Origin of the sequence: Cupriavidus sp. D384 (assembly GCF_001652915.1) — a bacterium.
GTDB lineage: Bacteria > Pseudomonadota > Gammaproteobacteria > Burkholderiales > Burkholderiaceae > Cupriavidus.
Genome location: NZ_BBQI01000005.1, coordinates 77,571 through 90,767, shown reverse-complemented (window position 1 = coordinate 90,767; position 13,197 = coordinate 77,571). Strand labels below are relative to the sequence as shown.

12 protein-coding genes are annotated in these 13,197 nt (G+C 65.4%); 9 read left to right on the top strand and 3 right to left on the bottom strand.

Annotation, left to right across the window (positions count from 1 at the left end; genetic code table 11):
• Window positions 1–154 precede the first annotated feature (154 nt).
• The 8 genes from A9J21_RS01595 to msrQ all read left to right on the top strand — a co-directional run bounded on the left by A9J21_RS01595 (window position 155) and on the right by msrQ (window position 8,450).
• Window positions 155–814: a cytochrome c gene (locus A9J21_RS01595; protein WP_066731224.1), complete on the top strand. Its 660-nt coding sequence runs from the start codon at window positions 155–157 to the stop codon at window positions 812–814.
• A 198-nt stretch (window positions 815–1,012) separates the two neighbouring features.
• Window positions 1,013–3,265, top strand: a complete 2,253-nt coding sequence (locus tag A9J21_RS01590) for a cytochrome c biogenesis protein ResB (RefSeq protein ID WP_066731223.1) — start codon at window positions 1,013–1,015, stop codon at window positions 3,263–3,265.
• A gap of 106 nt (window positions 3,266–3,371) precedes the next feature.
• Window positions 3,372–4,595: a c-type cytochrome biogenesis protein CcsB gene (gene ccsB / locus A9J21_RS01585; RefSeq protein ID WP_066731222.1), complete on the top strand. Its 1,224-nt coding sequence runs from the start codon at window positions 3,372–3,374 to the stop codon at window positions 4,593–4,595.
• A gap of 227 nt (window positions 4,596–4,822) precedes the next feature.
• Complete coding sequence (locus A9J21_RS01580) at window positions 4,823–5,251, top strand: hypothetical protein (RefSeq protein ID WP_066731221.1); 429 nt, start codon at window positions 4,823–4,825, stop codon at window positions 5,249–5,251.
• Between the two features lie 33 nt (window positions 5,252–5,284).
• Window positions 5,285–5,818: an RNA polymerase sigma factor gene (locus A9J21_RS01575; RefSeq protein ID WP_066731220.1), complete on the top strand. Its 534-nt coding sequence runs from the start codon at window positions 5,285–5,287 to the stop codon at window positions 5,816–5,818.
• Entirely contained in the window at window positions 5,818–6,648 is an 831-nt protein-coding gene (locus tag A9J21_RS01570) for an anti-sigma factor family protein (RefSeq protein WP_404851337.1), read from the top strand. Before A9J21_RS01575 ends, A9J21_RS01570 begins: the two co-directional genes overlap by 1 nt.
• A 93-nt stretch (window positions 6,649–6,741) precedes the next feature.
• The gene (gene msrP, locus A9J21_RS01565; RefSeq protein ID WP_066731217.1) at window positions 6,742–7,752 is read left to right on the top strand and encodes a protein-methionine-sulfoxide reductase catalytic subunit MsrP; all 1,011 of its coding nucleotides are present in this window, start codon (window positions 6,742–6,744) and stop codon (window positions 7,750–7,752) included.
• Window positions 7,752–8,450 carry a protein-methionine-sulfoxide reductase heme-binding subunit MsrQ gene (gene msrQ, locus A9J21_RS01560; RefSeq protein ID WP_082926173.1) on the top strand — a complete coding sequence of 233 codons (699 nt, stop codon included), beginning with the start codon at window positions 7,752–7,754 and terminating at the stop codon, window positions 8,448–8,450. Before msrP ends, msrQ begins: the two co-directional genes overlap by 1 nt.
• 54 nt (window positions 8,451–8,504) lie before the next feature.
• Here msrQ and lysA read toward each other — a convergent pair whose 3' ends face one another.
• Both lysA and A9J21_RS01550 read right to left on the bottom strand, forming a co-directional pair.
• A complete protein-coding gene (gene lysA, locus A9J21_RS01555; RefSeq protein WP_066731215.1) occupies window positions 8,505–9,767 on the bottom strand; it encodes a diaminopimelate decarboxylase in 1,263 nt (420 codons plus the stop codon).
• A 14-nt stretch (window positions 9,768–9,781) separates the two neighbouring features.
• Window positions 9,782–10,033, bottom strand: a complete 252-nt coding sequence (locus A9J21_RS01550; RefSeq protein WP_066731275.1) for an LPS translocon maturation chaperone LptM — start codon at window positions 10,031–10,033, stop codon at window positions 9,782–9,784.
• Window positions 10,034–10,165: 132 nt separating this feature from the next.
• Here A9J21_RS01550 and cyaY point away from each other — a divergent pair, with 132 nt between their 5' ends.
• The gene (gene cyaY, locus A9J21_RS01545; RefSeq protein WP_066731214.1) at window positions 10,166–10,501 is read left to right on the top strand and encodes an iron donor protein CyaY; all 336 of its coding nucleotides are present in this window, start codon (window positions 10,166–10,168) and stop codon (window positions 10,499–10,501) included.
• Between the two features lie 63 nt (window positions 10,502–10,564).
• Here the strand turns inward: cyaY and A9J21_RS01540 are convergent, their stop codons facing one another.
• Window positions 10,565–12,943 carry a penicillin-binding protein 1A gene (locus A9J21_RS01540; protein ID WP_066731212.1) on the bottom strand — a complete coding sequence of 793 codons (2,379 nt, stop codon included), beginning with the start codon at window positions 12,941–12,943 and terminating at the stop codon, window positions 10,565–10,567.
• Window positions 12,944–13,197: the final 254 nt, after the last annotated feature.

The following is a 13,197-nucleotide window of genomic DNA, read 5'->3' as shown; positions in this document are numbered from 1 at the left end:
ATGGATCGGGCATATTGTCCCTGATCAAGAATAGGACGTCGCGCATACGCGTTACCGGCTCCTGCCCCATGGCGCTTCCTCACCGCCGGGCAGGGGGATAAGGACGACCGGCATGCATTACGGTGTTCATAACAAAATCTCACAAGGTGTAAGGATGAACCGCATTGCGAAACTTTTGGGAGTCATGGCGCTGGCAGTTCCGCTGGGCGCGATGACAGGGCTGGTATCTGCCGCAGAGCAGGCCCCCGCCAAGGCGGATCCCGCCAAGGGCGAGACGCTTTACACGCAAGGTGTTCCCGATCGCAATGTCCCGGCATGCTTTTCCTGCCACGGTACAGCCGGCAACAGCACGGCCGCCGTCAATCCCAAGCTGGCGGGCCAGCAGGGCGATTACGTTCACAAGCAGCTCGCCGATTTCAAGGCCAAGTCTCGCGATAACGCCATCATGTCGCTGTACGCACAGGCACTGAGCGACCAGGACATGAAGGACATCGGCGCCTACCTTGCCAAGCAGCAGCTCAAGCCGGCCACGGCCAAGAACAAGGTAACGATCGAGGAAGGCCAGAAGATCTACCGCGGGGGTATTGCCGCCAAGGGCGTGCCGGCCTGTGCAGGCTGCCACGGACCGACCGGCGCCGGCATTCCGGCACAGTATCCGCGCATTGGAGGCCAGTATTCCGAGTACACCGAAGCGCAACTGGTGGCATTCCGCCAGGGCACCCGAAAGAACAATTCGGTCATGAGCACGATTACCGCCAGGATGTCGGATGCCGAGATCAAGGCGGTGGCGGATTACGTCGCCGGCGTCCGTTAAGTCGTATCAGGCCTGCATGTCCGGAGAATCCCTCGGGGGATGAACCGGACGCGTGGGCAACAATCGAAGAGGGTGGCCTGCTTGCCAAAGCATGTCCACCCTTTTTCATTTTTAGCGGCACCATATCGCGTCACATCGGCGCGCAACACTGGCGCCGACCATAAATAGCGCCCAACCGGCTTTCAGGCTTTACCGCACATGTCGACCCCATCCACTTCAGGGCTGCACCTGAAGACCCAACACCGCGTGCTGCGCGATGCCGTCGAACTGCTGTCCTCGATGCGCTTCGCGATCACGCTGCTGACGGTGATTGCCATCGCCAGCGTCATCGGCACCGTGCTCAAGCAGAATGAACCGTATCCGAACTATGTGAACCAGTTCGGGCCGTTCTGGGCGGACCTGTTCCATACGCTGTCGCTGCAGAAGGTGTACGGCTCCTGGTGGTTCCTGCTGATCCTGGCGTTCCTGGTGATCTCCACGTCGTTGTGCATCGCGCGCAACGCGCCAAAGATGATCGTGGACATGCGCTCGTGGAAAGACCACGTACGCGAGCGCAGCCTGCGCGCGTTCCACCATCGCGGAGAGTACGAGGCGCCGCGCGGCCGTGCGGAAGCCGTGGCCCGCCTGGGCGCGCTGCTGCGCAACCGCGGATTCCGCGTCAAGCCGGTGGAGCACGATGGCGCAACGCTGCTGGCCGCCAAGGCAGGCTCGGCCAACAAGCTTGGCTACATCCTGGCTCACACGGCCATCGTCGTGATCTGCGTGGGCGGCCTGCTGGACGGCGACATGCTGATCCGCGCGCAGATGTGGTTCGGCGGCAAGACGCCCATCGCCGGCAACGCCATCATCAGCGAGATTCCAGCCAAGCACCGCCTGTCGCCGGCTAATCCCGGATTCCGCGGCAACGCGTTCGTGCCCGAGGGCGCCACCGTCTCCACGGCCATCCTGAACATTGCCGATGGCGCGCTGGTGCAGGATCTGCCGTTCACGATCACGCTCAAGAAGTTCACCGTCGACTACTACTCCACCGGCATGCCGAAGCTGTTCGCGTCGGACGTGGTGGTGACCGACCGCGCCACGGGCAAGCAGACCGCGGCGACGATCAAGGTCAACGAGCCGTTGATTGTCGATGGCGTGGCGATCTACCAGTCCAGCTTCGAGGACGGCGGCTCGAAACTGAAGTTCGTTGGCTACCCGATGACGGGCAGCACGCACGGCACGTTCCCGATCGCGGGCACCGTGGGCGGCAATGTGGAACTGAGCGATACGGGCTCGGCCGCGGATCAGGACAGCCTGACGGTCGAATTCAGCGATTTCCGGCAGATCAATGTCGAGACCGTCACTGACGCTTCGGGCAAGGCCGATGTGCGCGGTGTGGCGCGCAAGTCGTCGCTGGGTGCGCTGGAGCAGCACCTGGGCGCGGCGGCCAGCCTGGACAAGGAAAAGAATCTGCGCAACGTGGGTCCGTCGGTCCAGTACAAGCTGCGCGACCGCACCGGACAGGCGCGCGAGTTCAACAATTACATGCTGCCGGTGCAACTCGACGGCCAGACCGTATTCCTGGCTGGCATGCGCGATTCGCCGAGCGAACAGTTCCGCTATCTGCGCATTCCCGCCGACGACCAGCGCAGCGTGGCCGACTGGATGCGCCTGCGCGCCGCGCTGCAGAGCAGTGCCATGCGCGGCGAGGCTGCACGCCGCTTTGCCGCCGTGTCGATGCCCGGCGACGACAAGGCGGTGCTGCGCAAGCAACTGGCGGAAAGCGCCCAGCGGGCCATGGATTTGTTCGCCGGCGCCACGCGCACGTCGCCCGACGCGCCGCCCGGAGGCTTCACCGCCATTGCCGCCTTCCTCGAAAAATCGGTGCCGCAGGGCGAGCAGCAGAAGGCGGCCGATGTCCTGCTAAAGATCCTCAACGGCTCGATGTGGGAACTGTGGCAACTGGCGCGCGAGCAGGACAAGCTGCCCGTGATCCCCAACGACGCGCAAAGCGGCCAGTTCCTGCAGCAGGCCATCAACGCGCTGTCGGACAGTTTCTTCTATGCGGCGCCCGTTTTCCTGCAGCTCGACGACTTCCAGGAGGTCAAGGCCAGCGTGTTCCAGATGACCCGTGCGCCGGGCAAGAACATCGTGTATCTTGGCTGCCTGCTGCTGGTGCTGGGCGTGTTCGCGATGTTCTATATCCGCGAGCGCCGGGTCTGGATCTGGGTCAAGGACAAGCAACCTGCCGACGCAGGAAACTCCGCCGGCAGTCACGTGCTGATGGCCATGTCCACGCAGCGCCGCACGATGGATTTCGAGAAGGAATTCGTCACATTGCGCGATGACGTCGGCCGTGCCGTGGACGCGGAAGTGACGCCTGCGCAAGTGGACGGCGCCGCGCCGATGACGCACGCGGCACCGCGATCCGACGCATCAGGGCCGGATGATAAGCAGGGGCCGTCGCTATAGTAGAAAGAGGGCTTTCCGGCGGCCGGAAGTGCGAGATTCCCGGCCTGCCGCGCCACGTTGATACCGCAGACATTACAGGTGCTTCGCACCGCAGAGCAGGAATGCCATGTCCTCCAATCTCAACCACGCCTCCTCAGGCCTGACGCCGCGGCAAAATGCCGCAGCCGGCAATGTGCCGAATGACCCGGCACAGCTGGAAGCCGATTTCCTTGAACCCTCGTTCCTGCGCCGGCTGACCTGGGTCGATTGGGCGTTTGCGCTGCTGCTGGTGCTGGGCGCCGGGTTTGCGCTGGCCCGCTATGGCCACTGGATGAACGTATACGACAAGGCCGTGCTGATTGCCGCCGTGCCCACGTTCGCGTTGCTTGGCTGGCACTGGAAGGCGGTGCGGCCGCTGATGCTGGGTATTGCGGTGCTGTCGCTGCTTGCCATCCAGATGTACCAGGGCAACCTGGCGCGCGCCGAGCAGGCGTTCTTCCTCAAGTACTTCCTGTCGAGCCAGTCGGCCATCCTGTGGATGAGCGCGCTGGTGTTCCTGTCGACGCTGTTCTACTGGGTCGGGTTTGCCTCGAGATCGGACACCGGGTCGAGCATCGGCAGCAAGCTGTGCTGGGCGGCGGTGGTGCTGGGTTTCACGGGCCTGATGGTGCGCTGGTACGAGTCGTACCTGATTGGCGCGGATATCGGCCACATTCCCATCTCGAACCTCTACGAGGTCTTTGTTCTCTTCACGCTGATCACCTCGCTGTTCTACCTGTACTACGAACGCCGCTACGCCACGCGGGCGCTGGGGCCGTTCGTGATGCTGGTGGTGTCAGCAGCCGTGGGCTTCCTGCTCTGGTACACGGTCACCCGCAATGCGCAGGAGATCCAGCCGCTGGTGCCCGCGCTGCAGAGCTGGTGGATGAAGATCCACGTACCGGCCAACTTTATCGGCTACGGCACGTTTGCGCTGGCCGCGATGGTGTCGGTGGCATACCTGCTCAAGCAGCGGGGCATCCTGGCAGAGCGCCTGCCGTCGCTGGAGCTGCTTGACGATGTGATGTACAAGGCCATTGCAGTAGGCTTTGCCTTCTTCACGATCGCCACGATCCTTGGCGCGCTGTGGGCAGCCGAGGCCTGGGGCGGGTATTGGAGCTGGGACCCGAAGGAAACCTGGGCGCTGATCGTCTGGCTGAACTACGCGGCATGGCTGCACATGCGGCTGATGAAGGGCCTGCGCGGCACGATGGCCGCCTGGTGGGCGCTGGTGGGCCTGCTGGTCACGACCTTCGCGTTCCTGGGTGTGAACATGTTCCTGTCCGGCCTGCACAGCTACGGCGAACTCTGATTCGTCGGCGGCCCCAAATCAAAAGCCTGTCCCTTGCGACAGGCTTTTGTTCTTTCCGGCCCGACCGATGTGCACGGCATATCTCAATTCAGGCAACCTAAAAGGCACTTTTCGCTCGAAGGCGCCACTTTTTTTCGATGCAAACGGAATAAGGACGTCACATCGGGTGTTTACTGAAGGTACACGGCGCCGACGGTCGGCACCGCCCCGGAGAAGGAGACCTGAAGATGAATACTCGCCACACTGCTGTATCCGCACTTCGTCCGTTTGTCATCGCTGCTGGCGCCGCAACGATCCTGCTGGCTGGCTGTTCCGGCATGGGCATGGGCTCGGGGGCTGGCGACATGCCGCCGACCGTGAAGGTGACCAACGGCGTGCTGACTGATCCGCAGGGCCTGACGCTCTATACGTTCGATCGCGATCCCGCCAACGGCGGCAAGAGCGCCTGCAACGGCATGTGCGCCACCAACTGGCCGCCGCTGCTGGCAGAGCCGGGCAAGTCGGCATCGGGCAGCTACTCGATCATCACGCGTGACGATGGTACGCGCCAGTACGCCTACAAGGGCATGCCGCTGTACCGCTTTGCCAAGGATGCCAAGCCGGGCGACCGCGCGGGCGACAACCTCAACAACGTCTGGCACGTGGCGAAGCCCTGATTCCTGGGTGGCTGAGCGCACGGCAACCACGGCATGGATGGGTTCGAACGCCAGCTGGTGGCGCTGGCGCCGCGACTGCGGCGCCACGCGCGCGGCCTGACCGGCGACGCCGCGCTGGCCGACGACCTGGTGCAGGACACGCTGGAGCGTGCCTTGCGCTACCGCTGGCGCTTCCGCCTGCGTCCCGGATCGCTCTGGGGCGACGGCGCAGACGGTCTGTTGCCGTGGCTGCTGACGCTGATGCACCGGTTGCGCCTGAACGGGCTGCGTCGCGCGGATCTGATCAGCGTGACCGACGAGCCGCCCGACGTGGCCGTTCCCGGCGACGATCCGGGCCTGCGCCGCGACCTGCTCAGGGCGCTGGACGCATTGCCGGAAGCGCAGCGGGCGGTGTTGCTGCTGGTCAGCCTGGAGCAGTTTTCATACGCGGAAGCTGCGCAGGTACTTGAAGTCCCCATCGGCACGGTGATGTCACGCCTGAGCCGTGCCCGTGAACAGATGCGCCGTCTGCTCGATGGCGGTGCGAAGGACGTTGCGGCGCCGAATGTGCTGCAGCGGGTGAAATGATGAGCCCCCAGACACCGGTGAGCGAAGCCGATCTCCACGCCTATGCCGATGGCCAGCTGCACGGCCCGCGCCGGGCGGAGGTCGAGGCGTACCTGGCCGCCGATGCCGAGGCGGCAAGCAAGGTGGAAGCCTGGCGGCAGCAGGCCGCCGCGCTGCACGCCCGGCTGGATGGCGTGCTCAACGAAGCCGTGCCACTGGCTGCACTGCCGCGTCAGCTGCATGCCCAGGGCGGCCGTGCCACCCGCGTGCGCCTGGCGTGGCCGATGGCGCTGGCCGCCAGCCTGTGCGCGCTGGTGGTGGGCGCCGCCGGCGGATGGTATGCCCGCGACCGCGTCGGTGCCGATGCCGTGGCGGCCGCGCCAATGGAGCGGTTTGCGCGCGAGGCGCTGGCCAGCTACGTGGTCTACGCGCCAGAGGTCAGGCATGTCGTCGAGGTGCCCGCCAGCGACGAGGCCCATCTGATCGCCTGGCTGTCAAAGCGCCTCGGTGCGTCGCTGCAGGTGCCCGACCTGCATCCGCAGGGCTTCCGGCTGATCGGCGGGCGCCTTGGCGCGTCAGAGGGCGGCCCCATGGCGATCCTGATGTACGAGGACGACGCCGGCACGCGCGTGTCGCTGCAACTGCGGCGCATGGCGCAGGGCACCCCGGACACTGCGTTCCGGCTTGAACGGATGCCGCCGCGTACCACTGCCCGAAATCCCGCCGGGCATGCCACGATGGCGTTCTACTGGGTCGATCGCGACCTGGGCTTCGCGCTGGCGGGCCCGCTGGAGCGCGAACGGCTGCTGGCGCTGGCCCAGGTGGTCTACCAGCAATACCAGCGGGGATAGCCGCCCGCACGGCCTCCGGACGGCCGGACGGCTGCGCACCTTCCCGCGGCTTTTGATGTCCAATGCTGCAAGTCCTACCCAACGCTGCGAAACATGCTGATCCCTTCTCCCAAATGGTTGCGCGGTGACGATATCGCCGCGTCGGAAATCACGCCCGAACGGTTGTACCGGTCGCGCCGGCGCCTGTTGGCGATGGGCGGTGCCGCCGCGGCCGCCGGCCTGGCCTCGCCATGGTTCGCGCGCCAGGCGTTTGCGCAGGAGGCGCCGGGCAAGCTGCCGAAGCTGCCTGCCACGCTCAACAGTGCCTACGCCGTGACCGAAAGGCGCACGCCGTACACGGACATCACCACGTACAACAATTTCTACGAGTTCGGCACCGATAAGTCCGACCCGGCGCGCAATGCCGGCACGCTGCGGCCGCGTCCGTGGCAAGTGGCGGTGGAAGGCCTGGTCAAGCATCCCAAGGTCTACGATCTCGACGAACTGCTGAAGCTCGCACCGATGGAAGAGCGTGTCTACCGCCTGCGCTGCGTCGAAGGCTGGTCGATGGTGATTCCGTGGATCGGCTATCCGCTGGCCGAACTGATCAAGCGCGTCGAACCGCAACCGGGCGCGAAGTTTGTGCAGTTCATCACGCTGGCCGACAAGAAGCAGATGCCCGGCCTGAGCAGCGGCGTACTCGACTGGCCGTATAGCGAAGGCTTGCGCATGGACGAGGCGATGCATCCGCTGGCGCTGCTGACGTTCGGTCTTTATGGCGAGGTGCTGCCGAACCAGAACGGCGCGCCGGTACGGATGGTGTTGCCTTGGAAATATGGCTTCAAGAGCGCCAAGTCGATCGTGAAGATCCGCTTCGTCGACAAGCAGCCGCCCACCAGCTGGAACCTGGCCGCCGCCAACGAGTACGGCTTCTATTCGAACGTGAACCCCGACGTGGATCACCCGCGCTGGAGCCAGGCCACCGAGCGCCGCATCGGCGAAGACAAGGGCGGCGGCGGGTTTTCCGCGCTGTTCGCCCCCAAGCGCAAGACGCTGCCATTCAACGGCTACGGCGCGCAGGTGGCATCGCTGTACCAGGGCATGGACCTGAGGAAGAACTTCTGATGGCCGAGCGCGATCCGCGTGCGGCGGCGCCGGCACGCGCATCCCAGGCCAGCCGGCGTACGCCGGGCGGTCTGGCGATGCTCGCACCAGCGAGCGTGAAGACACTGAAGGTGCTGGTCTGGTTGCTGGCGCTGCTACCGTTCCTGCGCCTGATGTACTTGGGCACGACGTCACAGTTTGGTGCCAATCCGCTGGAATTCGTGACCCGGTCGACGGGCACCTGGACGCTGGTGATGCTGTGCGTGACGCTGGCGGTCACGCCGCTGCGCAGGATCACGGGCTGGCACTGGCTGCTGCGCCTGCGCCGCATGCTGGGCCTGTTTGCGTTCTTCTACGCGGTGCAGCATTTCCTGCTCTGGCTGGCGGTGGACCGTGGGTTTGACTTGGCCTACATGATCAAGGACATCGGCAAGCGGCCATTTATCACGATGGGTTTCGCCGCGTTCGTCCTGATGATTCCGCTGGCCGCCACGTCGACCAACGCCATGGTCCGCTGGCTTGGCGGCAAGCGCTGGCAGTTGCTGCATCGATCGATCTATGCCATTGCCGTGCTGGCTATCCTGCATTACTGGTGGCACAAGGCCGGTAAGCACGATTTTGGAGAAGTTTCGATTTATGCGGCCGTGGTGTTTGTGCTGCTGGCCATGCGGATCTGGTGGTGGCTGCGCCGGCCGCGCACTGCTGTTGCGGCACCATAGAAAAAGGGCGACACCGCAGTGTCGCCCTTTCGTTATTTTCGGCCTGAACCGGAATCAGGCGTTCAGCAGGCGCTCGGCGCGGAACAGGTCGGCCGGCAGTTCGCGTTCGCGCACCAGGTGCACGGTGTCGCCGTCGACCATCACCTCGGCCGCGCGGCCGCGCGTGTTGTAGTTCGAGCTCATCACGAAGCCGTAGGCGCCGGCCGACATCACGGCCAGCAGGTCGCCCGGCTGCACCGCCAGCGCGCGGTCGCGGCCGAGCCAGTCGCCCGATTCGCATACCGGACCCACCACGTCGTAGGTGATCTTGGCATCCGCACGCGGCGCCACCGGCTCGATGCGGTGGTAGGCCTCGTACATGGCCGGGCGGGCCAGGTCGTTCATCGCGGCATCGACGATGCAGAAGTTCTTGGCCGCGCCGGGCTTCAGGAACTCCACGCGCGTCAGCAGCGCGCCGGCATTGCCCACCAGCGAGCGGCCCGGTTCGAACAGCACCTCGCGGTGACCATGGCCGCGTGCGGCCACGCGATCGATCAGCGTCGTGGCAAAGCCGGTGATGTCCGGCGGGGTTTCGTCGTCATAGGTGATGCCCAGTCCGCCGCCTACGTCGATATGTTCGAGCTTGATGCCCTCGGCCTCGAGCGCTTCGACCACGTCGAGCACCTTGTCCAGTGCTTCCAGATACGGCGCCACTTCGGTGATCTGCGAGCCGATATGGCAATCGATGCCGGTCACTTCGAGATGCGGCAGCGCGGCGGCGGTGCGGTAGGTGGACAGCACGTCCTCGAACGCCACGCCGAACTTGTTGCCCTTGAGGCCGGTGGAGATATAGGGGTGGGTCTTCGCGTCGACGTCCGGGTTGATGCGCAGCGACACGCGGGCGCGCTTGCCCAGGCGTCCGGCCACGGCGTTCAGGCGATCCAGTTCCGGGATCGATTCCACGTTGAAGCCGCGCACGTCGTGCTCGAGCGCCAGCGTCATGTCGGCTTCGCTCTTGGCCACGCCCGAGAACACCACCTTGCGCGGGTCGCCGCCAGCGGCAATCACGCGCAGCAGTTCGCCGCCCGAGACGATGTCGAAACCGGCACCCAGCTTTGCAAACACCTGCAGCACGGCCAGGTTGGAATTGGCCTTGACCGCATACTGCACGTGCGCGTTGCGTCCCTTGCAGGCGGCGGCATACGCGTTGTACGCCGTGGTCAGCGCGGCGCGCGAATAGATGTACGTGGGCGTGCCGAATTCCTCGGCAATGCGGGCCAGCGGTACTTGTTCGACGGTCAGGGTGCCGTCTTCACGGCGAAGGAAAAAATCAGTCATGTTCTGGCTTGCACTCAGCGTGCGGAGGGGGCGGAGCTGCTCTTTGCGGGTTCGGCGACGGTGGGCGTGGACGTGGCGGGCTCGCCCATCGGACGCGCCGCGGGCGGGGTGGCGCCCGGCTGGCCCAGGCCCGGATCGGACACCGTGGGCGGCGTGGGCTCCGCCGGTACGCGGGGCATATAGAGCGGGCCGCGAATGCCGCACCCGGCAAGGGGCATCGCGAGCAGGGCGGCAAAGGCCGATACAATCGCACCACGACGCAGCATCGGGGAGTCCTTCATTGTCTGGATGGCTTTCGGATGGCTGCGGAAAGCGCACGGCTTTCCCGTTTTCCATCAATCTGATTTGCCGGTCCGAATACCCGTGGAAACGGGCTGCCGGCGGCCTTGGAGTGTAGCATGCCCCCCCTCAACGAGACCGAGTTCCTGGTGCTGGCCGGTGCGGCCCTGGACAAGCTGGAAGCCGATATCGAAGCGGCCGCCGACGCCGCCGATGCCGATGTGGAAATCAACCGTACCGGCAATGTGATGGAACTGGAGTTCGAGGACGGCTCCAAGATCATCGTCAACAGCCAGGCGCCGATGCAGGAACTGTGGGTGGCGGCCAAGGCCGGCGGTTTCCATTTCCGCCACGATGGCGCCCGGTGGGTGGACACCCGCAGCGGGGCCGAGCTGTACGCGGCGCTGTCGGGCTACATGAGCCTGCAGGCGGGCACCACGCTGACGCTGAAGTAAAGCGCTCGCGGCGCAACAAAAAACCGGCCACCAGGGCCGGTTTTTTGTTGCTGGCGAACGCCGTCAGGCGCCGCCGAACATTTCCAGGATCTTCTTCTTTTCCTGCTCGGTGTCCTGCGGCGGGCGCGAGCTTTCCTCCGGCTTGCCCGGCCACGGATCGCCCAGGCCCACCGACGCCACCCCGGCGCCGGCCGCGTTCTCTTCCAGCGTCCAGTCGCCGGCCGCCATGACCACCCCTTCGGGCGGCTGGCGATCCGGGCTCTCGGGCACGCCCTTGAGTGCCTTGCTCATGTAGCCCACCCAGATCGGCAGCGCCAGGCCACCACCGGTCTCGCGCACGCCCAGGCTCTTGGGCTGGTCGTAACCCATCCACGCGATCGCCACCAGCTTGGGCGTGTAGCCTGCAAACCACGCATCCACGGCGTCGTTGGTGGTACCGGTCTTGCCGGCCAGGTCGTTGCGGCCCAGGCGCTGCTTGGCCGGGTTGGCCGTGCCGCTGCGCACCACTTCGCGCAGCATGCTGTCGGCGATAAACGCGGTACGGGCATCCAGCACGCGCACGGCGTCTTCACCGGCCTTCTGCGGGTGGGTCTCCGAAATGACCTTGCCGCGCGAATCTTCCACACGCTGGATCAGGTACGGATTCACGCGGTAGCCGCCGTTGGCGAACACCGAGTAGGCGCCGGCCATCTGCAGCGGCGTCACGCTGCCGGCACCAAGCGCCATCGGCAGGTAGGCCGGATGCTTGTCGGCCTCGAAGCCGAAGCGCGTGATGTAGTCCTGGGCGTACTGCGTGCCGATCGCGCGCAGGATCCGCACCGACACCAGGTTCTTCGACTTGGCCAGCGCGCGGCGCATGGTCATCGGGCCCTCGAACTTGCCGTCGTAGTTCTTCGGCTCCCAGACCTGGCCGCCGGTGTCCGGGCCGATCGTCAGCGGTGCATCGTTGATCACCGTGGCCGGCGAGAAACCCTTTTCCAGGGCCGCCGTGTAGATGAACGGCTTGAAGCTGGAACCGGGCTGGCGCCAGGCCTGCGTCACGTGGTTGAACTTGTTGCGGTTGTAGTCGAAGCCGCCCACCATCGAACGGATCGAGCCGTCCTCGGGGCTCAGCGAGATGAACGCCGCGGCCACCTCGGGCAGTTGCGTCACCGACCACGAGTTGTCCTTCGGGTCCTGCGTCACGCGGATGATCGCGCCGGGGCGGATCTTGACCTTGGGCTGGGCATTGGCCGACAGCGACGGGGAGATGAAGCGCAGTGCGGTGCCTTCGATGGTCGCCACCTCGCCGGACAGCAGCGTCGCCTTCACCTGCTTCGGCGTGACGCTGGTCACCACGGCAGAACGCAGGTCGTCGCTGCCCGGATGCTCCACCAGGGCGTCGTCGATGGCCTGCTCGCGCTCGGCCGCGTCGGACGGCAGGTCGATGAATGCCTCGGGGCCACGATAACCGTGCTTGCGCTCGTAGGTCATGATGCCGTTGCGCACGGACTCGTAGGCGGCGTCCTGGTCGGCCTTGTTCAGCGTGGTGTAGACGGTCAGGCCACGCGTGTAGGTCTCTTCACGATACTGCGCGTACATCAGCTGGCGCACGATTTCCGCCACATACTCGGCGTGCGTGGAGAACTCGTTCCCCTCGCTGCGTACCTTCAGTTCCTCGCGCACGGCCTGGTCGTACTGCTCGGGGGTGATGTAGCGCAGGTCGCGCATGCGCTGCAGGATGTACTCCTGGCGCACCTTGGCGCGGCGCGGGTTCACCACCGGGTTGTAGGCCGACGGCGCCTTCGGCAGCCCGGCCAGCATCGCGGCCTCGGCCGGCGTCACGTCCTTGATCGACTTGCCGAAGTAGACGCGCGCCGCGCTGGCAAAGCCATAGGCGCGCTGACCCAGGTAGATCTGGTTCATGTACAGCTCGAGGATCTGGTCCTTGGTCAGGTTGGCCTCGATCTTGTACGCCAGCAGCATCTCGTAGATCTTGCGCGTGTAGGTCTTCTCGCTCGACAGGAAGAAGTTGCGCGCCACCTGCATCGTGATGGTCGACGCACCCTGCGACAGCCCGCCACGCAGGTTCGCCAGGCCGGCACGCATCACGCCCACGAAGTCGACGCCACCATGCTCGTAGAAGCGGTCATCCTCGATGGCGAGCACGGCCTTCTTCATGACGTCGGGGATCTCGGTGATCGGCACGAAGTTGCGGCGCTCTTCGCCAAACTCGCCGATCAGCACGTTGTCGGCAGTGTAGATGCGCAGCGGAATCTTCGGCCGGTAGTCTGTGATGGTGTCCAGCGACGGCAGGTTCGGCGCCGCCACGACCAGCGCATAGCCCACCAGCAGTGCCACGGCTACGAGACCGGCAGCAAGCAGCCCGAGTACCCAGAACGTGATGCGCGCCCACAACGGACGGCGGACGGGAAGGGACGGCTTCTGTTGTGCTGTGGCCATAAGGGTTTACCTAACAAGAGTGCCCGGGATTATATCGTCGGTACCTGACGGCTCCCGCGACGCTGTGCCGCGAAAGTCGCTACCGCGCTGTTACAAGATGTAATGTCGTTGAGATCAGTCTGTCACGTGCTGCAGGACGCAGGCGTGGCGCGGGCTGGCGGGCGATGCCTCAGGGCGGGGTGCGTGTTGCGGGGGAGCGCGCAAGTTGGCGCGCACCGATCGTGTCAGGACGATGCCACCCGATGGCGGGGTTG

Coding starts and splice junctions, on each gene's coding strand:
- msrP (WP_066731217.1), top strand. CDS start 6,742: ATGCTGATCCCTTCTCCCAAATGGTTGCGCGGTGACGATATCGCCGCG.
- cyaY (WP_066731214.1), top strand. CDS start 10,166: ATGCCCCCCCTCAACGAGACCGAGTTCCTGGTGCTGGCCGGTGCGGCC.
- A9J21_RS01590 (WP_066731223.1), top strand. CDS start 1,013: ATGTCGACCCCATCCACTTCAGGGCTGCACCTGAAGACCCAACACCGC.
- lysA (WP_066731215.1), bottom strand. CDS start 9,767: ATGACTGATTTTTTCCTTCGCCGTGAAGACGGCACCCTGACCGTCGAA.
- A9J21_RS01540 (WP_066731212.1), bottom strand. CDS start 12,943: ATGGCCACAGCACAACAGAAGCCGTCCCTTCCCGTCCGCCGTCCGTTG.
- msrQ (WP_082926173.1), top strand. CDS start 7,752: ATGGCCGAGCGCGATCCGCGTGCGGCGGCGCCGGCACGCGCATCCCAG.
- A9J21_RS01575 (WP_066731220.1), top strand. CDS start 5,285: ATGGATGGGTTCGAACGCCAGCTGGTGGCGCTGGCGCCGCGACTGCGG.
- A9J21_RS01550 (WP_066731275.1), bottom strand. CDS start 10,033: ATGCTGCGTCGTGGTGCGATTGTATCGGCCTTTGCCGCCCTGCTCGCG.
- ccsB (WP_066731222.1), top strand. CDS start 3,372: ATGTCCTCCAATCTCAACCACGCCTCCTCAGGCCTGACGCCGCGGCAA.
- A9J21_RS01595 (WP_066731224.1), top strand. CDS start 155: ATGAACCGCATTGCGAAACTTTTGGGAGTCATGGCGCTGGCAGTTCCG.
- A9J21_RS01570 (WP_404851337.1), top strand. CDS start 5,818: ATGAGCCCCCAGACACCGGTGAGCGAAGCCGATCTCCACGCCTATGCC.
- A9J21_RS01580 (WP_066731221.1), top strand. CDS start 4,823: ATGAATACTCGCCACACTGCTGTATCCGCACTTCGTCCGTTTGTCATC.